Raw genomic sequence first — 20667 nt, 5'->3', positions numbered from 1 at the left:
CGCAGCTTCGGGGCGTCGGCCGCCGCAGGCGCGAGCGCATCGGTTCGCCTCAGGCGTCGAGCGTCGTGGCGCGTCGCAGCTCGCGGCGCTGCGAGAAGTCGAAGCGCCGGCCACGATGCAGCGTGCAGCGGTTGTCCCACATGACCAGATCGCCCGGCTGCCACGTATGCCGATAGACGAACGCCGGTTGCGTGGCGTGTTCGAGCAGGTCGAGCAGCAGCATGCGGCCTTCGGCAATCGTCATGCCCAGAATGCGGCTCGCGTGGGCGCCGATGAACAGCGACGATCGGCCCCCCGGGTGCTGGCGCACGAGCGGCCAGACCGTGGGCGCAATCGCGGCGCGCTGCGCGGCGTCGTACTCGGTGTCGCCGAGAAGGAAGCGCGAGTGCAGGGCGTCGTGCTCGGCCTTCAGTTCGCGCAGCCACGCCTGCTGATCGGCCGGCAGCGCTTCGAACGCGGCGCGCATGTCGGCAAACTCGGTCTGTCCGCCCGCCGGTGGCACCACGACGGCGTAGAGCATCGAGTAGCGCGCCGAGGGGCGCTGGAACGAGCTGTCGCTGTGCCACAGCTGGTTGGCGATGTTGCCGACGATGCGACGATGCTCGCGACCGACGATCGCGCCGCTTTCGTCGAGATTGGAGATGTCGGCGAGCGTGTCGTGGCCGAGGCGGTTGTGCGGCTTGGCCACGCGCTTGAAGCCGACGTCGAGCGGGCCGAGCGCGCTGGCGAAATCGAGCTGCTGCTGCGGCGTGAGCGATTGAGCGCGAAACACGAGTACGCCGTAGTGCGTCATGGCGTCGTCGATGGCGCGCGCGGTCTCGGCGTCGACGGGCGCCGCGGTATCGAAGTCGTGCACGAGGCCCACGAAGTCGGGCGGCGTGGGGGCGGCATTGGCCGTCGAAGCACGCATCGCAGTGACCTGAAGCATGTTGTCTCCTGTGGAATGTTGTGTGTTGGGGCGCTCACGCCGACCTTGCGCGATGCGGCGCGGGATCTGGCGGCGCGCCGCCGTCGTGGCGATGAAGCATGCCGAGCGCGAAGGCGAAGATCGCCACGAGTCCGACCGGCACCGCGCCGAAGTAGAACAGGGCGCTCACCGGCCAGTGAAGCGAGAGCAGGGCGCCGCCGATGACCGGCCCCGCAATGGCGCCGATCTTCTGGATACCGACCGCCACGCCGACCCCCTTGGCGCGCAACGCCGTCGGGTACACCATGGCGGCCACGGCATTCAGGCCGAACTGCGCGCCGACCACGCAAAAGCCGATCATGAATACAGCCGCGATCAACGCGCTTTGCGCAATGCCCGAACCGAGCGCGGCCACGAGCGGGCAGCCGATCAGCGGCAGCACCGCGACGATCAGCGCGCCGCGTGTATCGACGAATCGCATCAGCGCCAATCCGCCGATCGTGCCGCCCACCGAGAAAGCACTGGAGACGAGCGCCGCGCGCGCGGGCGGCACGCCGATGGCTTCGATGAGCATGGGGAGCCAGCTGACGAGGAAGAACAGCGCCATCGAGTTCGCGACATAGACGGCCCACAACAGGGGCGTGACGCGCCGCAGCCGGCCGGCGAGCAATTGCCGCAGGCGAGCGTGCTGTGCGCCCGTCGCCTCGCTGCTCACCACGTATTGCATCTGCGCGTTGAAGACCTTGCCGGGGTGAAGCTGCGCGGCCACGCGCGCAATCTCGTGCGTGCGCCGCCGCTTGAGCGCGAGAAAGCGGATCGACTCGGGCACCCAGAGCGCGAGCATGACGGCCGCCAGCAAGGGCCCCACGCCGCCGATCACGAAGATCGCCTGCCAGCCGAAGCGCGGGATCATCCACGCGGCCACCACGCCGCCCAGGCCGGTGCCCACGCTGTATCCGGTGTACATCAGCGTGACCCATGTCGCGCGCAGCCGGCGCGGCGCGAATTCCGTCATGTAGGCGATGGCGTTGGGCACGACGCCGCCAATGCCGATGCCGGCAAGCAAGCGCAGCACGAGCAGCGTGCGCAGGTCGCTCGCGAATACCACGGCCAGCGTGAGCGCGGCGAGGATGCTCGAGCCGACGAGGATCGCGCGCTTGCGCCCGATGACGTCGCCCAGATAGCCCAGCACGAAGGCGCCGAGCATCGTGCCGAAGACGAACGCACCGAACGCCGGGCCCAGCGCCCCGCGATCGATGCCCCAGGCGCGCCCGATGGCAGGCGCGGCAAACGACAGGGCGCCGAGATCGTAGCCCTCGGTGAGCATCATCAATCCCATCAGCACGATGATGCGGATCGAGAAGCTGCCGACCTTTTGTGTCTCGACGACCTGATCGACGTCGACCGTGGCGGGGGCGCTCATGCGCGCTCTCCGTGGCCGTTGCGCCCGCTCAGCACGGCGCCCTGCGGCATCGGCGACACGTTCTCGCGATAGAGTTTCAGCCAGCCGCGCGCGGTGCTGCACGCCGGCGCGCGCCACTGTTGGCGGCGTTCGGCCCATTGGGCGTCGTCGAGCAGCGCGTCGCAGCGGCGCGTGTCGAGATCGATGACGATGGTGTCGCCGTCGCGCACCAGCGCGAGCGGCCCGCCCGTGGCCGCTTCGGGTGCGATTTCCGCGACCACGAGTCCCTTGCACACGAGCCCGGAGAGGTGGCCGTCCGTGAGCAGCGCGACCGATTCGCTCAGCCCTGCACCGTCGATGGCGAACACCACGCGCGACGCCCCGCCGCCCATGGCCGGCCCGCCGCACACGCCGGCGCCGCGCATGACGACCACGTGGCCGGGACGAATGTCGCCGCGGCGCAGCGCCTCGATCGCGGCGTCCGACGTATCGAAGCACAGCGCCGCGCCTTCGAAGCGGCGCGCCTTGTCGGGCGAGATGCCGAACTTCACGATGCCCGCCTCGGGGGCGAGGTTGCCGCGCAGCAGCACGATGGCGGGGCGCGAAGCGAACGGACGCTCGACGGGCCGGATCACGTCGTCGTCGTGGATGGGAGCGTCCTGCACGTTTTGCGCCATCGTGGCGCCGCTGACGGTGAGCGCATCGCCGTGCAGCCACGGCAGCAGACGGCGCAGCACGGCGCGCGCTCCACCGGCGGCGTCGAACGCCTCGATGGTGTCCTCGCCGACGGGGCGAATGCCCGTGAGCACCGGGATCCGGTCGGCCAGCGATTCGAACAGGTGGTAGACGTCGACGTCGCACTGCGCCTCGGTGGCCACGGCCTGCAGGTGCTTGACGCTGTTGATCGACCCGCCCACGGCGAGCACCGCCATGGCGGCGTTGGCGAACGCCTGCGGCGTGAGGATCTTGCGCGGCGTGAGATCGGCCTCGACCATCTCCACGATGCGCTTGCCGGCGTCGCGCACCGTCGCGAACATCCGCTCGCTGTTGGCCGCGACGGGCGTGCTGCCCGGCAGCGCCATGCCCAGGGCTTCGCTCACGAGATGCATCGAGTTGGCCGTGCCGAGGCCCGAGCACACGCCGGGGCCGCGGATGGCATGGCGGCTCATGCCGACGAGTTCTTCCACCGGCAGATCACCCGTCACCACGTGCATGGCGCCGACGAACACGTCTTCGATATCGACGTGCTTGCCGCGATATTCGCCGCTCGCCTGATAGCCGCAGGCGACGATGAGACTCGGGATGTCGAGCCGCGCGGCGGCCATCAGTTGTCCGGGCACGGTTTTGTCGCACGAGGCCAGGCAGACCATGCCGTCGAGCAGGGCGCCTTCGACGGCGACTTCGATGTCGTTGGTGACGAGGTCGCGGGCCGACAGGATGTAGGCGCCGCGCGCACCCGCGCCGGTAATGAAGTCGCTCGGTGCGGCCGTGCGGATTTCGAAGGGCAGGGCACCGGCGGCGCGAATGGCCTCCTTGAGCGCGGCAGCGACGCCGTCCAGATGGCTGAAGCAGCTCGCAAGCTCGGACGACGAATTGACGATGGCGATCTTCGGCTTTTCGAGATCTTCTTCGGCGATGCCCAGCGCACGCCATTGGGCAGCGCGCACCGCCCACAGATAGGAACCACGGGGGAAATTGCTTCGCAAGCGACGAGGCATGGTGTCTCACTCCAACGTTTTTTCGGTGAAAAACGCCGTCCCGGACGCACTCTTCGGTGGCTTCTCGAAGACGGTGACCCATGCTAGGTAGCCGAATATAATCCGTCAATTCGATCCGATTTATTTGGTAAATCCAAAATATGGATATTCACCAGGTTGACCTGAACCTGCTCAAGGCTTTCGACGCGATGATGCGCACGCGCAGCGTGACGCAGGCGGGCATCGTGCTCGGCTTGAGCCAGCCGGCCATGAGTTTTGCGCTCTCGAAACTGCGCGCGATGTTCGACGACCCGCTCTTCGTGCGCTCCGCGCGCGGCATGGAGCCAACCGCTCGGGCGCAGGAACTGGCCGAGCCGGTCACGCGCATGCTGTATCTGATCCAGGACGAGATCCTGCCGCGCCCGACGTTTCATCCCGCGTCGTCGCGCGAAACGTTCGTGATGTGCATGTCGGACATCGGCGAGATGGTGTTCCTGCCGCGCTTGCTGAAGCATCTGGACGGCGTGGCGCCGCATGTGAAGATCAAGACGGTGGCACCCACGCCGCAGGAACTCGAGGCGGGGCTCACGCAAGGCGACATCGCCCTCGCGGTGGGGGTGTTTCCCGATCTGGAGAGCGCGTCCATTCGGCAGAAGCTGCTGTATCAGCACTCGTTCGTGTGCGTGATGCGCATCGATCATCCGCACATCGGGCAGACGATGACCAAGGAGCAATACGAAGCCGCCGATCATGTGGCCGTGCGCCCCGAAGGGCGTCGCGCGGACCAGTTCGAAAAGACGCTGGAGCGGCTCGGCGTGCACCGCAACGTGCGATTGTCGTTGCCGCGCTACATGGGCGTGCCGTTCATCGTTGCGGATTCGAACATGATCGCCACGGTGCCGCTGTCGGTCGGCCGGCGGTTTGCCGACTTCGCCCGCGTGAGACTCGTGCCGTTGCCGTTCAACGTCCCCGCCTACGACCTGCACCTGCACTGGCATTCGCGCTTTCACAACGATCCGGCCAACGCCTGGATGCGCGACGTGATGTCGGCGCTGGTGAGCACGCCGAGACGGGCGGCGCCGCCCGGGGTGTGAGCGGGGGCGACGGCACCGAGCGCCGGTAAGGATCGGAAATGTTGTATTTCGGTGTTGTCGACGCTCTCGCGTGACAACAGTTGTTGACGCCGCGCCGAGGTTTGCTAATATCCCGAAAATCTAAATGAGAACGTTAACGATTCTCATTAATAAAAAATTCGTCATTACACGGGAATTCAAGCAATGTCTTTCGCTCACGCCTCTCGCACGCCGCGTGCGAACGGTCGCCTCGTCGCGCGCGACGCCGTCAAGCCCCGCAGCACCGTCGCGCCGCTGGCCCTAGCCGCGTGGCTCGTCTTCGCCGCCGCCCCGGCTCTCGCGCAGTCGACGGCAAGCGGCGCCAGCGGTAATGCCGGCGCCGAGGCCGCCGCCGGCGCCAGCGCTGGCGCCGGTACGGGCGCGGGTGCGCAGGCCGAACTCAGCGCGACCACCGTCACCAGCACGGTACTGCGCGAGACGCCGCAGAACCTCAGGCAATCCGTCCAGTCCGGGGCGCTCGGCTCGCGCAGCCAGCTCGATACGCCGTTCTCCACCACCGTGGTGAGCCAGGAACAGCTTGAACAGCGGCAGCCGGCCAAGCTAGGCGACGTGTTCTCGACGGATGCGTCCGTGACCGACGGCAGTAACGCATTCGACGCGTGGGCCGGCTACATCTACGTGCGCGGCATGCCCATCGACTGGCAGTACGGCTTCAAGCTCGACGGCATGCCGGTGATGACCTATGGCGTGACGATGCCCTACGAGCAGTTCGATCGCGTCGAGTTGCTCAAGGGGCTTACCGGCTTCATGTACGGCTTCGTCGCGCCGGGCGGCGTGGTGAACTACGTGACGAAGAAACCGACGGACGAGCGCATCGCCAGCGTGGACGTCGGCTTTCATTCGGAAGGCATCTGGCGCGAGCACGTCGATCTGGGCGGCCGCGCCGGCCCGAACGACATGTTCGGCGCGCGTCTGAACTATACGCACGAGGAAGGCCGCACATACACCGACGGCAACCTGAACCGCGACACCGTCTCGCTCGCACTCGACGCGCGCATCACGCCGGATCTGACATGGGACTTCAACGCGATGTATCAGGATCGCCGCGCCACGGGCACGTCGCCCTCGCTCTCCACGGCATATTTCAGCGGCAACCAGCTGCCGGGCCCGATCAACATTGCGAATGCGAATCTGCAAACGCAGGCCACGCACCTGAACACCATCACGCAGTTCTACAACACGGGCCTGCATTACCAGATCAATCCGGACTGGAAGGTTTCGGCGAACTTCGCCTACAACAAGTCGACGCGCGACCGCAACGAAGCCACGCTGTATCTGCTCAACGGCGCGGGCGACTACCGCGGCCTGAATGATCTGGGCGACGAAATCAACACGTTCCACGCGTGGCAGGTCACCGCAGAAGGCAAGGTCCGCACCGGGCCGTTCACGCACCAACTGACGTTCGGCTACGCGTCGCAATACCAGACGAACGACTATCAGTATCTGTACAGCCCGTCGACGCCGAATCCGGACAACATTTTCTCGACGTACTCCGGCAATCTGTACCAGGGCGCGTCGTACCAGTTCTATGGCGACGGCTCCACGCTCAAGGCGCAACGCTCGAGCGCGATCGAGCAGCGCTCGGTCTTCGCCGCGGATACGGTGCAACTCACGGACCGCTGGTCGGTGCTGGGCGGCGTGCGTTTCACGAACTACGACCAGACCAACGCGCAAGGGCTCTCGACCTACTCGAAGAACGGTGTATTCACACCGACGCTCGCCGTCATGTACAAGCTCGCGGCGAACACCACCGCCTATGCGAGCTATGTGGAAGCGCTGGAGGCCGGTGAAGTGGTCGGTTCGACCTACGCGAACGCCGGCGCCGTGCTCAATCCCTTCAAGAGCCGTCAGTACGAGCTCGGCGTGAAGACGGAGCAGGCCAACTGGAGCACGACCGCGGCGCTCTTTCGCATCGAGCGCGGCGCCGTCTACACGAACAGCGCCAACGCGCGCGTGTCTGACGGCCAGTCGATTTACCAGGGGATCGAACTGGCCGGCTCGGTGAAGCTCGGCCCGCTGTGGACGGTCGGCGCAAGCGCGATGGCGCTCGACAGCTGGTACGCCCGAACGAATGGCTTCGACGGCAATCGCGTGGGCGGCGCGCCGCGTTTCGTGCTCTCGGGCAACGTCGAGTACAAGATTCCTTACGTACCGGGTCTTTCGGTCGGCGGCGACATTCGCTACAACGGTCGCACGGCGCTCAACCCGCAGAACTCGCTCACCGTGTCGGGCTACACGCTGATCAACCTCGGCGCGACCTATCGCACACGCGTCTCGGGCAAGGATGTCACGCTGCGTGCGGCCGTCACCAACCTGACCAATCGCAAGTATTGGGAGTATCAGTACGACAACTACATCAAGGCAGCCGACCCGCGCATGGTCAGCCTGAACGCGAAGATCGACTTCTGACGGAGGGCGGCCCTGCCTGACACCGAGCGCCCGGCTATTGCCCTCATCGAAAAAATCAATCGGTGAGGGCGAGAAAAGCACTTGTTTATCTATCTACTGATAGATAAACTTCGCTCCATGAATCGCAAAACGACACCGCAAGCCGTATCGACCGTCCGGGATCAACTGCTCGATCACGCGCAGACGTTTCTGATGACGCGAGGCTACAACGGCTTCAGTTATCGGGATCTGGCCGAGCGGGTCGGAGTGAAGACGTCGAGCATTCACTACTACTTCCCGGCAAAGGAAGACCTGGTGCTCGAGGCGATCCGGGCTTACGACGCGGCAATCGACGAGGGGGTGGGCGGTATCGGCGAGACGCTGTCTCCCGCGCGGAAACTCGCGCAGTACGCGCAGGGCTTCGGCCGGATCGCGGCGGACGGACATCGCATTTGTCTGTGCGGCATGCTCGCCGCCGATATCGAGACGCTGCCCGAGACGGTACGCCGCGCCGTGCAGGAGTTCTTCGCGAAGCACGAGGCGTGGTTGGCTGACGTGCTCACGCAAGGCGTGGCCGATGGATCGCTGGTGCTGACGTCGTCGCCCGAGGCCACCGCCCGTGCGCTGTTCGCGGGGTTCCAGGGCAGCGTGATGGCCTCCCGGCTGTTCCGGGCGCCGTCGCGGCTGGAGGACGTGGTCGCTTCGGTGTGCGGCCGGGCGTAGGGCGCCCTGTCGTACACCGCCACGTGCGGGCGGGCGCGCAGGGAGGGAGGCTCGGAAGGTTCGGAGGAGCCGGCAGGTTCAATGTCCCGGGGGCTGTGTCTCCCATTTATTTGGGCGTTATCATCTATCTATCAATAGATAGATGATAATCGAGTTGCAGGAAACGGGACGAGGTGGCCAGAAGCATTCACCGTGAGGTTGCGGCGGGTGCATTAAGATCGTCGACGGCGCCGGGCCGGCACGCACGCAGCGCGAATATCGCCGCGCGTGCGGTGAGCGCGGGCAACGTCGACTCGGGAACACACGCGCGTATCGGGCGTCTGGTCAGATAACGGATGCGCGCATGTCGGTTGGATCGTGGAGTCGGCAAGGCGCCGCGAGGGCGTATCCGGCTGCTGCGGTCGAAGTTTGGAAGTGAAATTCGTCTACTTACCAGGAGTTCGTCATGTCGATCGAAAAAGTGCTGTACACCGCTCATGCCACCGCCACCGGAGGCCGTGATGGCCGTGCCGTCTCGTCCGACGGCGTGCTCGACGTCAAGCTGGTGGTGCCCAAGGAAATGGGCGGCCCGGGTGTGGGCGGCACCAACCCGGAACAACTGTTCGCCGCCGGCTATTCGGCCTGCTTTCTCGGTGCGCTGAAGTTCGTCGCCGGCAAGGAAAAGATTACGTTGCCGGCCGACACGAAGATCGACGGCAGCGTGGGCATCGGCCAGATCCCGACGGGCTTTGGCATCCAGGCCGAGCTGAAGATCAGCGTGCCGGGCGTCGATCGCGCCACTGTCGAGGCGCTCGTGCAAAAGGCCCACGTCGTGTGCCCGTACTCGAACGCCACGCGCGGCAATATCGACGTGACGCTGACGGTGGTCTGAGCGCGGCCGGCATCGCACCACGTCATGGCGACTGGCTTGCGCCGGTCGTGACAAGGGCGACCCCCGCGGGTCGCCCTTTTTCGTTGCGGAACATCGCAACGCGTGGCGCGAAGACGCCTGGGGCAGTCTCGCGATCACGCGCTTTTTCGATGCGCTTCATCACCATTCATCGGCATTCATCGACATTGGCCGTCAGTTGGCGCCCACCATCCGTTACTTCGTCCTCACTTCCACCTTGATGCCATCAGGCAGCACGGTGATTGCGCCCGGCTCCACCTCGCGGCCGCCGTAGCGCAATTGCTCCGGTTTGAAGGTGTAGATCGGATACTGGTTGAGCACCTGCTGTGCCACCGTGCCGCCAATGGCCGTCAACTGCTGACCGTAGGCGGGCGGCATGCCGTTCACGTCCACGCGCTCGACGCTGGGGTTGTCGAGCAGCACGGCGCGTCGGAGCGGGTCGTACTTCAACGCGCTGGAGATCGCGAGCACACCCTTGAGCGGCTGGCCCTGCAAAAGCACGTTCTGCAATTGCGCGTCGACTTGCGTGTTGATGCGATTGGCCTGCGGATTGAAGCCGATCTGCGGATTCGTGAGCTCCACGCTCAGCAGTTGGCCGTAGTTGAGCGTGGTTGGAAAGCGTTTGCCGACGGCCGCCTCGATTTCCTTGCGCGTCATGGTGTACTCGCCCGTCCAGATGTTGTAGGCGGCGCGCGCCGGGCGCACGAGCGGAACAAGGGCGAGCAGACCGGCAGCGGCCATGCGCAGCGTGTCACGGCGGGTGACGCGAGTGACGTGAAAATCGTCCGGTGCGCTGCGGCGCGAGCGCGGCGAACTGAACGGCGAGTTGAAGGCGGAACCGAGACCAGCACTGAAAGCGGAGCCGAAAGGCGAGCGGGGAGAGATCATGTGGCGAATGTCCGGCAGACGGCACGGGGGCGCCGTGCCTGAATCGTCGATGCAGATGTGACTCGCACGGCGTGGATTCGTTCTGCCCGGACCGGACTTGCCGATGGCGGCGCCGGGGAGCCGTGGGGGACGTGGGGCGTGGGGAGGGTCCAGGCGGGGCGGCGACCCGGACGCCCCACTGAGGGGACCCGCGCCGCCGACTCAATAATGCGGCGGGATTTCATGGCGCGGATTGCCGTCGTTGCCACCGCCCTGGCCTTGCGACTGCATCTGCTGATAAAGCGCCTTGAACTGCTTCTGGAGCAGGTCGATCTGCTGTTCCTGACGGGTGACGATTTCGTTGAGCGTCTCGAGCAGGTCTTCCTGAAACGCCACCTTGATTTCGAGTTCGACGACACGCGATTCCAACGATTCCATGAGCTTCTCCGGTGAAGGCGGCATTGTAGGTCATCGGCGGGGCGGCCCGTGCGCCGTGGTGACGTCTCGCGCCGGCGCCCGGCATAATCGCATCATGAAAACCTTTTTGCTTTATGTCGCGACGGCCGTGGCCGAAATCGTCGGCTGCTATCTGCCGTGGCTCTGGCTCAAGCAGGGACGCAGCGTCTGGCTGCTGGTGCCCGGCGCGCTTTCGCTCGCGCTGTTCGCCTGGCTGCTCACGCTGCACCCGTCTGCCGCCGGGCGAGTCTATGCGGCTTACGGCGGCGTCTACATCGGCGTGGCGATCGTGTGGCTGTGGCTCGTCGACGGGCTGCGTCCAACGTCGTGGGACGTGGCGGGAGTGTTGGTCGCGCTGGCGGGCATGAGCCTGATCGCATTCCAGCCGAGATAAGACGAAGCGACGCTGCCGCCTGCGGCGCGATTCGCGACGGCGCGTCTCAACACGGACTCACACGGTACGTGCAGCGTTGCCCGCCTGCAAGGATGTGCGTCGCGCGCGAGACGGTGCCGCGCTCGCCGATCAACTCCTGGAACAGTTCCAACTCGGTGCGGCAAAAACCCTGACACGTCTTCGCCGCCGCGCAGATCGGGCAATGGTCTTCGATCAGCAACCAGTCGTCGCCGTCGCGCTCCACACGCGCCATATACCCTTCCGACGATCGGATCTCCGCAAGTTTCTGCACTCGCGCCGACAGGCTCGGCAAGCCGTCGATGGCCTGCTTGTAATGCACACGCGTGTCGGCCGCGCGCTGCGTGATCAGACGCTCGAGACCGTCTTCACCGAACAACTGGCGAATCGAGCCGATCAGCTGGATGGTCAACTGCGGATGCGCGTCCGGAAAGCGACCGTGGCCGGCCTCGGTCAGCGTCCAGGCCTGACGGGGACGGCCAGCCCCGCGCGCGGGCATCGTCTCGCCCACGAGCAGGCCTTCGGCCACGAGCTTTTGCACCTGCTGGCGCGCGGCTTCGGCTGTAATGCCCAGCCCCGAGGCGACTTCCGCCGTCGACGCCGGCCCCTGTGTCTTGAGCCAGTGCAGCACGCGCTCGTGCCCGGCGCCCGGCGCCGTCGCCCTATTATCCAAGGGGGTATTTGGGTAATTCATTGTGAGGCATGTAATATCCAAGAACTTCCTTGCATATTAGTCCGCCCATGTGCGGCTGTCCATCCATGACGACGAGCACGACGAATGCCATGACGCCCGGCTGGCGCGATTTGTTGAGCGGTAGCAACGGCTGGCGGTCGCTGGCGCTGGCGGGGGGCGTCGCACTGCATGCGACGAACGTGTACGTGGCAACGACGGTGTTGCCGTCCATCGTGAAGGACATCGGCGGGCTGGATCTGTATTCGTGGAATACCACGCTCTTTGTCGTCGCCTCGATTCTGGGCTCGGTGCTCGCCTCGAAGACGCTCGCGGCGCTCGGCCCGCGAGCGGCGTATCTTGTCGCGCTGCTCGGTTTCAGTGCGGGCACGATCGTCTGCGCGGCCGCGCCCGACATGCCGTGGATGCTCGCCGGTCGCACGCTGCAAGGCTTTGGCGGCGGCGTTCTTCTCGCGCTCAGTTACGCACTGATTCGCATCGTGTTCGCGCCGCCGCTATGGTCTCGTGCGATGGGACTGGTCTCGGGAATGTGGGGCGTGGCCACGTTGTGCGGACCGGCGCTCGGCGGCATATTTGCGCAGTTCGGTCATTGGCGGTGGGCCTTCTGGTCGCTGCTGCCGGTGGTCTTCGGCCTCGGCCTGATCGTCTGCGCGCAGGTGCGGCCGGGGCGCGCAGGCGCCATGGCGGGCAACGATGGTGCGCGTGCGCCCGACACACAGCCGGTGCCCTGGTTCAAGGTCATTCTGTTGTGCGCCTCGGCCGTGGCCATCTCGCTCGGTGCGCTCGTCGGTTCCTACGCGATGGCGAGCGCCTGGGTCGTCGTGGGACTCGCGCTCGCGTGGTGGCTCGCACAGCGCGAGCGCGGCGTGCGGCACGCGGTGCCGCGTCTGTTGCCGACCGGCGCCTATTCGTTGCGCACGCGCCTGGGCAGTCTGTACGCCGCGATGAGCCTGCTCGGGCTGGCGACGACCAGCGAGATCTACGTTCCCTATTTCCTGCAGACGATTCACGCTCAGACCCCGTTTGCCGCCGGCTATCTCGCGGCGCTCATGGCAGCGGGCTGGTCGGTCGGGTCGATGACGAGCGCCGGGCGTCAGGGCGAGGCCGCCGAGCGGCGCGTGCGCGCAGGTCCCGTCGTCGTCACGCTCGGCATGCTGACGTTGGCATGGTTGCTGCCGCAGGCGGCGCTTTTCGCGACGACCGCCGGCGCGGCGTCGATCAGCCTCGCGCTGTTCGCGGTGGGCGTGGGCGTGGGCATGGGGTGGCCGCATCTGCTCACGCGGGTGATGACAGCGGCGCGCCCCGGCGAGGCGCACCTTGCGTCGGCGTCGATCACCACGGTGCAACTGTATTCGATGGCGCTCGGCTCGGCACTGGCGGGGCTCGTCGTCAATTCGGCCGGCCTGGCCGACGGCGCGCTCGACGAAGCGCCGCGCGCGGCGGTCTGGCTCTTCGCAACGTTCGCGCTGGCGCCTGCCGGTGCGGCAGTGCTGGCATTGCGCGGCAAGGTGGCCGCTCCCGTCACGGGGCAGGAGGCGTCATGATCGATCGCATAACCGCCATGCGCACCTTCGTGCGCGTGGCCGACGTTGGCAGCTTCACGAAGGCGGCGCAGTCGCTCGACATGCCGCGCGCCACCGTCACCACACAGGTGCAGCATCTCGAGCGCTGGTTCGGCGTGGCGCTCTTCACGCGCTCGACGCGCCGCGTGGCGCTCACGATGGAAGGCGCGGCGTACTACGAACGATGCGTCGCGATCCTGGCCGACGTGGAGGAGGTGGAATCGGGGCTTTTCGGCGCGCAGGCGCAATTGCGGGGACGGCTCGTGGTGGTCCTGCCGCCGGTGATCGCGCGCGAGGTCGTCATGCCGTCGCTCGCCGGTTTTCAGGCGCGTTATCCCGGTCTGGAGATCGCGCTCGACGCCACGCCCGCGCACGGCGACTGGCGCGGTGACGGCGTGGACTGCGGCGTGGTGCTGGGCGAGCTGCCCGACTCGCGGCTCGTTGCGCGTTATCTCGGCGATTTGCCCCGGGTGACGTGCGCGAGCCGCCGCTATCTCGATCTTCACGGCACGCCCACGGATCCGGACGATCTCGCCACGCACACGTCGGTGAAGTGGCTGACGGCGCCCGTGGAGACGCCCGGGGCGCCCGGCGCCGGCCGACAGGCCGAAGCGCAAGGCGTCGCGCCCCTGCCGGCGCGTTGCGGCGATCTCACGCTGATGGTCGGCGCGAAGGTCACTTGTGTGCGCACGCGCGGGCAATTGCACGTCGGTGACGAAGCCGCATATCTCGCGGCGGGGCTGGAGGGGCTTGGCCTGATTCAGCCGACGGTGCTTGCTGCGGCGCCATACCTCGCCTCAGGGCGCCTCGTGCCGGTGCTGCCGACGTGCCCGCCGCCGCCGCTGCGGCTCTCGGCGGCGTATCCGGCACAAAAGCGGATTTCGCCGCGCGTGCGGGCGTTCGTCGACTGGCTTGCCGAAATCTGCGAGCCGCTGGGCAACGCGCGCGATTACACGCCGCCGCTGCCGCCGGAGCCGGGCGCCAGGGCGTCGAGCGAGCGGCGCCCATTGACCGTGCCGGCGTAGTGATTGCGTTTTTCCTCGTACATCAGCAGGTCGGCGCGCTGGATGGCCGCCTCGAGCCGCTCGCCCGCTTCGCACGTGGCCATGCCCATCGAGAATGAGAGCGGCGTGCCTGGGTAGAACGAGTTGTTGAGTTCCACCAACTGGCGAATGCTCTCGATCACGGCCGCGCCTCCCGTGGCGTCGGTCGACGGCAGCAGCAGCGCGAACTCGTCGCCGCCGATGCGCGCGGCGATCTGCGGCGCCACGATCGCCTTGCCCAGCACTTCGCCTGCGCGGCGCAGCAGCGCATCGCCGGCCGCGTGACCGAGCTGGTCGTTCACGCCCTTCAGACCGTTCAGATCCGCCACGATCACGGTGACCGGATAGGGGCCCTTGCGCTCGAGCCGATTGAGCTCGTCCGCATAGAACGACCGGTTGCGCAGCTTGGTAAGCACGTCGTGCTTGCCGAGGAATTCGAGGTACGACTCGGCCTTCTTGCGGGCGGTGATGTCGGTGAGCGCGACGAGCACCAGATCCCAGCGGGCTTCATGGCCGGGCAGTACCGCGAACTGCAGGTGGACGTTGATCTCGTTGCCGTCGAGCGCGTAGTTGATGACCTCACGCTGCTGGAACAGCTTGTTGTCCCAAAGGTCGATGAGCTGCTCGCGAAAGTTCTGGCGCATGTCGTCGCGAAACACGTCCGGCAGGTGCGCGAGCAACGTGGCCTTGTCCGGCGCGACGAACATCGCGAGCGTATGACGGTTCACGTCGAGCACGTGAATCTCGGTCATGCAGCGCTCGACGAATTCGGGGTGGACGTCGGTAAACGTGCGGAAGTCGGTAATGCCGCGCGCGCGTGCGTCGTCGAGCAGCATCTTGATGGCGCTGAAATCTTCCACCCACAGCGACACCGGCGAGTATTCGAACAGACCGCGCGCGTATTGCTCGCCCATGGTCACGCGCTGGCGGGCGTGTTCGAGCTCGGTCACGTCTTCGAGTGAAATCAGCACGCGCGCGAGCGTGGCTTCGTGGCCGGGCAGGACGGTGCCGTTGAGCAGTACGTCCAGGCGACGGCCGTCGAGCGTGTAGTTGACGGTCTTGCTGGTGAAGTGCGTGCGGCCGTCCCAGAGCTGGCAGAGCTCTTCGATGTGCGTCTTGAGCATGTCGTCGCGGAACACGCGCGGCAAGTTGGCCACGAGCGTGTCGAGCGACGGCGCATTGAACATCGAGAGCGTGCGCCGGTTGACCTTGATGACGCGAATGCGCTGCGAACACGCCGACACGTGCGCCGGATCCGCCTTGAAATGCGCGCGCAGATCGGCCACGCCTTGCGCGCGCCAGATGTCGAACAGTTGTTGCACGCCGCTGAAGTCCTCGAGCCAGAGCGAGACCGGCGCGAGGTCGAACATCAGGGCGTCGTCGCTGGCAGGGGAGGGCTGAGACGGCAGCGACGGCGCCGCTGGAGGCGTGGTCGACGACGAAGGCGGCTGAGAAGGTACGGCAGGCGTGGCGTCCGGCATGTGGCACCTGAGGTCGGGTCAGGCCGCCATTCTAAGGGCAAACGAGCGCCGCGCCATGCCCGGGGGCGTCAGAGCAACGGTGCGCCGGTGTCGCGCTTGACTTCGCGCAGCGAGAGCATCGATTCGATGGACGAAACGCCGGGCAGCGCGCGCAGCACGTCTCGCGTGAACAGGCCGTAGTCGTCGAGGTCGGTGGCGACCACGCCGAGCAGATAGTCGGCGCTGCCGGAGATGTTGTGGCACGACACGATGCGATCGATCGCCTGCACTTCGCGCTCGAATTGCTCGGAGAGCGCGCGATCGTGGACCGCGAAGCGCACATGCACGAATGCCATCACGCCAAGACCCAGCGCCCGATGCGAGAGCTCGGCCCGGTAGCCGGTGATGTAGCCCTCGGCTTCGAGGCGCTTGAGACGTCGGGCACAGGGTGTTTCGGACAACGACACGCGCTCGGCGAGGCGAGCGTTGGAGATGCGGCCATCGCGCTGGACGATGGCGAGGATCGCCCGGTCGATAGCGTCGAGTTCGTTCATTGTGGGTATCCCGCTACAAAAGCAACTGCGAAGATGGCATTCCACCACGAACCGGGCCTGCGGGGAAGTGTTGCCCTCATCCGCGCGGCCTAGGTTGGCCGGTTCCGGCACCCGGGAGGTCGAGATGGAATTGCTTTGCTGGGCGCATTTTCTTGGTTGAAACCAGCCGCGTGGGCGGGAAATTGGGGAGGAAAACGCCATCTATCGCTACGCGGTTGGCGCGATCATGTCTGCTCCTTTTACCCATGTTTTACCCATGGCTTCACAGGGGACTTCCACCATGGTTTCGCTGCAGTTGCTCACGGTTTTCGTCGGCGCCCTGATCGTGGTCTACGCCCTGCCGGGGCCGGACATGGCGCTGGTGATGCAGACGAGCATGACGCGAGGGGTGCGGCACGGCCTGGCCACGGCGCTCGGGCTGGCGCTCGCGCGCGCGGGGCACGTCATACTCTCGGCTTGCGGTGTGGCCGCGCTGCTGCGCGCCGCCCCGTGGCTGTTCGAGACGGTGCGCATTGCGGGCGCCCTCTATCTTGCGTGGATCGCGATCCAGATCTGGCGTTCGCCGGTCTTCGGCATGGCACCGGCCGAGGCTTCGGGCGAGGCGCCGCCGTTGGGACACGCCGTGCGGCGCGGCGTGCTCTCGAGCGTGCTCAATCCCAAGGCGCTTCTGTTCTGTTCGGTACTGCTGCCGCAGTTCGTGCGTGCCGAGGCGGGCGCGGTCTGGACCCAGGTGCTCGAACTCGGCGTATTGCTGCTGCTCGTGGGCGCCATTTTCGACGTCACGCTCGCCTTCGGTGCGGCTCGCATCGCGCACTGGCTGCGCACGCGCCCGTTTGCGCAAAAAGTACAACGCTGGTCGTTCGCGGCGGCGCTCATGGCCTTCGCCGTGCGACTGTCGCTCGACTGACCGGCGGTGCACAACCGCCAGTCCGACCGGACGGACGACGCGGTTGCACCATATTGGTGCGTGTCGCATGAATTCGCTGCAACACCGCAAATCCGGGTGCGACACAACGTCGCACCCTTTGAAATCAGTGAACGTTCCCGCGTTGCTGCATTGCACAGCGTTTACCGCCAAAAAGGTGCCGATCTGCTTGGAAAAGCTCGCGCGCGTACGCGAGAGGGCCGCGCGACACATTGTCGCGCCGGCCGCAGGTCGATGTCCGGCCTAATTAAACTTCGGCATAATGCCGCACCGTGATGGAAGTAAAAGACAAGAAGTCGGACAGTGACTTGAGGTCTGCGGGCGGCACTCTGCCCCGGTTCCCGTCTTTTCGATGACACAGTCGTCGTAGTTCGACCGGTGCAATACCGGCGCGACGACTGCTCCCGTCCCCTTAACCCTTGCCAACCTACTGCGACCCTGCATCAGGCCGGTAAGCCCGTGTTGCGCCGCTCGCTGGCCAACTCAACCTGTCGTGTGACATGAAGAAACACAGAAACCCGCGATTGTTTAGGCTCCTCGCCTTGTGTTCGCCGCTGCTTTTGGCCGGCTGCAACATGACGCTGCTCGACCCGAAAGGGCAGATCGGAGTGGAGAACAAGTCCCTGATCCTCACGGCCACGTGGCTGATGCTGATCGTGGTGATTCCGGTCATCCTGATGACGCTGTGGTTTGCGTGGAAGTACCGCGCGAGCAACAAGTCGGCGCGCTACGAGCCGAACTGGTCGCACTCGACGGCCATCGAGGTCGTGGTCTGGCTGGTGCCGATCATCATCATCGTGATTCTGGCCCGCCTCACCTGGGTCTCCACTCACGAGCTCGATCCCTACAAGCCGCTGGAGAGCGACGTGAAGCCGATCACGGTCGAAGTGGTGTCGATGAACTACAAGTGGCTGTTCATCTACCCGGAACAGGGCATCGCGACGATCAACGAGCTGGCCGTTCCGGTCGATACCCCGGTGAATTTCAAGATCACCTCGGAATCGATCATGAACTCGTTCTTCATTCCGCAATTGGGTAGCCAGGTCTACTCGATGGCCGGCATGGAAACGAAGCTGCACCTGATCGCGAACCACGTCGGCGAGTACGACGGGATTTCGGCGAACTACAGCGGCGGCGGCTTCTCGGGCATGCGCTTCAAGACGCTGGCGATGAGCGACAACGACTTCCAGCAGTGGGTGAAGAAGGTGCGCGAGTCGAAGAAGGTGCTCGACAAGGAGGCCTACGCTTCGCTGGTGCCGATGAGCGAGAACTCGCCGGTCACGTACTACAGCTCGGTCGACGCGAACATGTTCCAGTCGATCGTGCACGCCCCGATGGCAGCCGCCATGGCCAAGCAGCATGAAGGTCATGAAAACCACGGCGCCATGGAAATGAAGGGCATGGACATGAAGATGGAAATGAAGGGCGCGGGCACGGACGCCGCGACGGCTCCGGCCGCCGCCGCCGAGGTGCGCAACGGCCAGTCGATGACCATGGCCATGGACAACGCCGGCGCGCACGCGATGCACGCCGGCACGGCTGCGCACGCGCATAAGGAGTAAACGACAATGTCAACGCTGTTTGGCAAACTGACTCTCGAAGCCATCCCGTACCACGAGCCGATCATCGTCGGCGCGGTCGGCATGATGGTGCTGGGCGGGCTGGGCATCATTGCGCTGCTCACCTACTTCGGCAAGTGGAAATACCTGTGGAACGAGTGGATCACGTCGGTCGATCACAAGAAGATCGGCGTGATGTACGTGCTCGTGGCGCTCGTCATGCTGCTGCGCGGCTTTGCCGACGCCATCATGATGCGCACGCAGCTCATGCTCGCGCACAACTCGCCGGGCGTGCTCCCGCCGGATCACTACGACCAGATCTTCACCGCCCACGGCGTGATCATGATCTTCTTCGTGGCGATGCCGTTCATGACCGGGCTGGTGAACCTCGTGGTGCCGCTGCAGATCGGCGCGCGCGACGTGGCTTTCCCGTTCCTGAACACGCTCTCGTTCTGGCTGTTCGTGGCCGGCGCGGCGCTGGTGAACCTGTCGCTGGGCGTGGGCGAGTTCGCGCGCACGGGCTGGCTGGCTTACCCGCCGCTCTCGGGCATTCAATACAGTCCGGGCGTGGGGGTGGATTACTACATCTGGGCCTTGCAGATATCGGGGCTGGGGACGTTGCTCACCGGGGTGAACTTCGTGGTGACGATCCTGAAGATGCGCGCTCCGGGCATGAACCTGATGAAGATGCCGGTGTTCACCTGGACGTCGCTGTGCACGATGGTGCTGGTGTGCGCCGCGTTCCCGGTGCTGACGGTGACCCTGGCGCTGCTCTCGCTTGACCGCTACCTCGACTTCCATTTCTTCACGAATGAGTTGGGCGGCAACCCCATGATGTACATCAACCTGATCTGGATCTGGGGTCACCCGGAGGTGTACATCCTGATTCTGCCGGCGTTCGGCATCTTCTCGGAGATCATCGCGACGTTCTCGGGCAAGAAGCTGTTCGGCTACAAGTCGATGGTGTACGCCACGGCAGCGATCATGGTGCTCTCGTTCCTCGTGTGGGCGCACCACTTCTTCACGATGGGTTCGGGCGCGAGCGTGAACGCCTTCTTCGGTATCGCGACGATGATCATCTCGATCCCGACCGGCGTGAAGATCTTCAACTGGCTGTTCACGATGTACCGCGGTCGCGTGCAGATGACGGTGCCGGTGCTGTGGACGCTGGGCTTCATCGTCACGTTCGTGATCGGTGGCATGACGGGCGTGCTGCTGGCCGTACCGGGCGCGGACTTCGTGCTGCACAACTCGCTGTTCCTGATCGCTCACTTCCACAACGTGATCATCGGCGGCGTGCTGTTCGGCTACATCGCCGGCATGAACTACTGGTTCCCGAAGGCTTTCGGCTTCAAGCTGGATTCGCGCACGGGCAAGGCAAGCTTCTGGTGCTGGCTGATCGGCTTCTACCTTGCGTTCATGCCGCTGTACGTGCTGGGCCTGATGGGCATGACGCGCCGTCTGAACCACTACGAGAACGCCGCCTGGCAGCCGTGGCTGATTGCTGCCTGGGTGGGGGCGCTGTTCATCGCCGCGGGTATCGGCTTCCAGGTGCTGCAACTGGTCATCTCGATCAAGAACCGCAAGGCGCTGGCCGATACGACGGGTGACCCCTGGAACGGCCGCACGCTGGAGTGGATGACGTCGTCGCCGCCGCAGTTCTACAACTTTGCGGAAGAGCCGCGCGTGCATGACATCGACGAGCTGGCCTATCGCAAGGAACACGGCATCAAGAGCGATCTGAAGACGAGCTACGCACCGATTCACATGCCGAAGAACACGGGCGCCGGTTTCATCATCAGCGCGTTCTCGCTGGTGTTCGGTTTCGCCGCGATCTGGCACATCTGGTGGCTGGCCATCGTCGGTTTCGTCGGCATGATCGTGACGTTCATCTGCCGCAGCAACGACGATTCGATCGACTACTACGTGCAATCGCCGGAAGTGGTGGCCATTGAAACGGCTCACCACCAGGCGCTGGCCGCAGCAGCAAAGGCATAAT

General features: G+C 65.5%; 18 protein-coding genes. 10 read left to right on the top strand and 8 right to left on the bottom strand.

Going from position 1 to position 20667, the window contains the following annotated elements:
* Window positions 1-49 precede the first annotated feature (49 nt).
* From PNO31109_RS09165 to ilvD, 3 genes are read right to left on the bottom strand one after another with little or no spacing between them, the layout of a single operon-like run.
* Window positions 50-928 (bottom strand): TauD/TfdA dioxygenase family protein, encoded by an 879-nt coding sequence (locus tag PNO31109_RS09165; RefSeq protein WP_241014283.1) that lies wholly within the window; start codon window positions 926-928, stop codon window positions 50-52.
* Between the two features lie 34 nt (window positions 929-962).
* On the bottom strand, window positions 963-2330 hold the full coding sequence (locus PNO31109_RS09160; RefSeq protein WP_150555296.1) for an MFS transporter: 1368 nt from the start codon (window positions 2328-2330) through the stop codon (window positions 963-965).
* Window positions 2327-4027: a dihydroxy-acid dehydratase gene (gene ilvD / locus PNO31109_RS09155; RefSeq protein ID WP_150555295.1), complete on the bottom strand. Its 1701-nt coding sequence runs from the start codon at window positions 4025-4027 to the stop codon at window positions 2327-2329. The genes PNO31109_RS09160 and ilvD overlap by 4 nt, the downstream gene beginning before the upstream one ends.
* A 140-nt stretch (window positions 4028-4167) precedes the next feature.
* On the opposite strand from ilvD, the gene PNO31109_RS09150 reads away from it, so the two are divergent.
* The 4 genes from PNO31109_RS09150 (at window position 4168) to PNO31109_RS09135 (ending at window position 9121) form a co-directional block, all read left to right on the top strand.
* Window positions 4168-5100 (top strand): LysR family transcriptional regulator, encoded by a 933-nt coding sequence (locus tag PNO31109_RS09150; RefSeq protein ID WP_150555294.1) that lies wholly within the window; start codon window positions 4168-4170, stop codon window positions 5098-5100.
* A gap of 183 nt (window positions 5101-5283) precedes the next feature.
* The gene (locus tag PNO31109_RS09145) at window positions 5284-7548 is read left to right on the top strand and encodes a TonB-dependent siderophore receptor (RefSeq protein ID WP_150555293.1); all 2265 of its coding nucleotides are present in this window, start codon (window positions 5284-5286) and stop codon (window positions 7546-7548) included.
* Window positions 7549-7665: 117 nt separating this feature from the next.
* On the top strand, window positions 7666-8250 hold the full coding sequence (locus PNO31109_RS09140) for a TetR/AcrR family transcriptional regulator (protein WP_150555292.1): 585 nt from the start codon (window positions 7666-7668) through the stop codon (window positions 8248-8250).
* Window positions 8251-8695: 445 nt separating this feature from the next.
* The gene (locus PNO31109_RS09135) at window positions 8696-9121 is read left to right on the top strand and encodes an organic hydroperoxide resistance protein (protein WP_150555291.1); all 426 of its coding nucleotides are present in this window, start codon (window positions 8696-8698) and stop codon (window positions 9119-9121) included.
* A gap of 213 nt (window positions 9122-9334) precedes the next feature.
* Here the strand turns inward: PNO31109_RS09135 and PNO31109_RS09130 are convergent, their stop codons facing one another.
* Together PNO31109_RS09130 and PNO31109_RS09125 are read right to left on the bottom strand one after the other, a co-directional pair.
* Entirely contained in the window at window positions 9335-10027 is a 693-nt protein-coding gene (locus tag PNO31109_RS09130) for a DUF1439 domain-containing protein (protein ID WP_306440557.1), read from the bottom strand.
* A 201-nt stretch (window positions 10028-10228) separates the two neighbouring features.
* Window positions 10229-10435 (bottom strand): SlyX family protein, encoded by a 207-nt coding sequence (locus PNO31109_RS09125; RefSeq protein WP_150555349.1) that lies wholly within the window; start codon window positions 10433-10435, stop codon window positions 10229-10231.
* Between the two features lie 103 nt (window positions 10436-10538).
* Here PNO31109_RS09125 and PNO31109_RS09120 point away from each other — a divergent pair, with 103 nt between their 5' ends.
* Complete coding sequence (locus PNO31109_RS09120; protein ID WP_150555290.1) at window positions 10539-10856, top strand: YnfA family protein; 318 nt, start codon at window positions 10539-10541, stop codon at window positions 10854-10856.
* 46 nt (window positions 10857-10902) lie between these two features.
* Here the strand turns inward: PNO31109_RS09120 and PNO31109_RS09115 are convergent, their stop codons facing one another.
* Entirely contained in the window at window positions 10903-11547 is a 645-nt protein-coding gene (locus PNO31109_RS09115; RefSeq protein WP_306345277.1) for a helix-turn-helix transcriptional regulator, read from the bottom strand.
* Between the two features lie 86 nt (window positions 11548-11633).
* On the opposite strand from PNO31109_RS09115, the gene PNO31109_RS09110 reads away from it, so the two are divergent.
* Together PNO31109_RS09110 and PNO31109_RS09105 are read left to right on the top strand one after the other, a co-directional pair.
* Complete coding sequence (locus PNO31109_RS09110; RefSeq protein ID WP_150555288.1) at window positions 11634-13109, top strand: MFS transporter; 1476 nt, start codon at window positions 11634-11636, stop codon at window positions 13107-13109.
* Window positions 13106-14152, top strand: a complete 1047-nt coding sequence (locus PNO31109_RS09105) for a LysR family transcriptional regulator (protein ID WP_150555287.1) — start codon at window positions 13106-13108, stop codon at window positions 14150-14152. Before PNO31109_RS09110 ends, PNO31109_RS09105 begins: the two co-directional genes overlap by 4 nt.
* On the opposite strand, the gene PNO31109_RS09100 is transcribed toward PNO31109_RS09105, so the two are convergent.
* Complete coding sequence (locus PNO31109_RS09100) at window positions 14077-15540, bottom strand: sensor domain-containing diguanylate cyclase (protein WP_150555286.1); 1464 nt, start codon at window positions 15538-15540, stop codon at window positions 14077-14079. The two genes, PNO31109_RS09105 and PNO31109_RS09100, sit on opposite strands and share 76 nt — an antisense overlap.
* A gap of 179 nt (window positions 15541-15719) precedes the next feature.
* Window positions 15720-16184 carry an Lrp/AsnC family transcriptional regulator gene (locus PNO31109_RS09095; RefSeq protein WP_150555285.1) on the bottom strand — a complete coding sequence of 155 codons (465 nt, stop codon included), beginning with the start codon at window positions 16182-16184 and terminating at the stop codon, window positions 15720-15722.
* A 280-nt stretch (window positions 16185-16464) separates the two neighbouring features.
* Between PNO31109_RS09095 and PNO31109_RS09090 the strand changes: the two genes are divergently transcribed.
* The 3 genes from PNO31109_RS09090 (at window position 16465) to cyoB (ending at window position 20666) form a co-directional block, all read left to right on the top strand.
* Window positions 16465-17091 carry a LysE family translocator gene (locus tag PNO31109_RS09090; RefSeq protein WP_150555284.1) on the top strand — a complete coding sequence of 209 codons (627 nt, stop codon included), beginning with the start codon at window positions 16465-16467 and terminating at the stop codon, window positions 17089-17091.
* 518 nt (window positions 17092-17609) lie between these two features.
* The gene (cyoA, locus tag PNO31109_RS09085) at window positions 17610-18671 is read left to right on the top strand and encodes a ubiquinol oxidase subunit II (protein WP_150555283.1); all 1062 of its coding nucleotides are present in this window, start codon (window positions 17610-17612) and stop codon (window positions 18669-18671) included.
* A gap of 15 nt (window positions 18672-18686) precedes the next feature.
* Entirely contained in the window at window positions 18687-20666 is a 1980-nt protein-coding gene (gene cyoB / locus PNO31109_RS09080; protein ID WP_150555348.1) for a cytochrome o ubiquinol oxidase subunit I, read from the top strand.
* The last annotated feature ends 1 nt before the right edge of the window (window position 20667 follow it).

Source organism: Pandoraea nosoerga (assembly GCF_902459585.1).
In the GTDB taxonomy this organism is placed as follows: Bacteria; Pseudomonadota; Gammaproteobacteria; order Burkholderiales; family Burkholderiaceae; genus Pandoraea; species Pandoraea nosoerga.
Note: the sequence above shows the minus strand (reverse complement) of the source record. Positions and strands in the feature narration are given on the sequence as shown.

Bases quoted from the DNA above. Each gene is read 5' to 3' on its own strand.
- PNO31109_RS09130 (WP_306440557.1), bottom strand. From the start codon at position 10,027: ATGATCTCTCCCCGCTCGCCTTTCGGCTCCGCTTTCAGTGCTGGTCTC.
- PNO31109_RS09140 (WP_150555292.1), top strand. From the start codon at position 7,666: ATGAATCGCAAAACGACACCGCAAGCCGTATCGACCGTCCGGGATCAA.
- PNO31109_RS09135 (WP_150555291.1), top strand. From the start codon at position 8,696: ATGTCGATCGAAAAAGTGCTGTACACCGCTCATGCCACCGCCACCGGA.
- PNO31109_RS09120 (WP_150555290.1), top strand. From the start codon at position 10,539: ATGAAAACCTTTTTGCTTTATGTCGCGACGGCCGTGGCCGAAATCGTC.
- PNO31109_RS09160 (WP_150555296.1), bottom strand. From the start codon at position 2,330: ATGAGCGCCCCCGCCACGGTCGACGTCGATCAGGTCGTCGAGACACAA.
- PNO31109_RS09100 (WP_150555286.1), bottom strand. From the start codon at position 15,540: ATGTTCGACCTCGCGCCGGTCTCGCTCTGGCTCGAGGACTTCAGCGGC.
- PNO31109_RS09145 (WP_150555293.1), top strand. From the start codon at position 5,284: ATGTCTTTCGCTCACGCCTCTCGCACGCCGCGTGCGAACGGTCGCCTC.
- PNO31109_RS09165 (WP_241014283.1), bottom strand. From the start codon at position 928: ATGCTTCAGGTCACTGCGATGCGTGCTTCGACGGCCAATGCCGCCCCC.
- PNO31109_RS09095 (WP_150555285.1), bottom strand. From the start codon at position 16,184: ATGAACGAACTCGACGCTATCGACCGGGCGATCCTCGCCATCGTCCAG.
- cyoA (WP_150555283.1), top strand. From the start codon at position 17,610: ATGAAGAAACACAGAAACCCGCGATTGTTTAGGCTCCTCGCCTTGTGT.
- PNO31109_RS09110 (WP_150555288.1), top strand. From the start codon at position 11,634: ATGACGACGAGCACGACGAATGCCATGACGCCCGGCTGGCGCGATTTG.
- PNO31109_RS09150 (WP_150555294.1), top strand. From the start codon at position 4,168: ATGGATATTCACCAGGTTGACCTGAACCTGCTCAAGGCTTTCGACGCG.
- PNO31109_RS09090 (WP_150555284.1), top strand. From the start codon at position 16,465: ATGGTTTCGCTGCAGTTGCTCACGGTTTTCGTCGGCGCCCTGATCGTG.
- PNO31109_RS09105 (WP_150555287.1), top strand. From the start codon at position 13,106: ATGATCGATCGCATAACCGCCATGCGCACCTTCGTGCGCGTGGCCGAC.
- ilvD (WP_150555295.1), bottom strand. From the start codon at position 4,027: ATGCCTCGTCGCTTGCGAAGCAATTTCCCCCGTGGTTCCTATCTGTGG.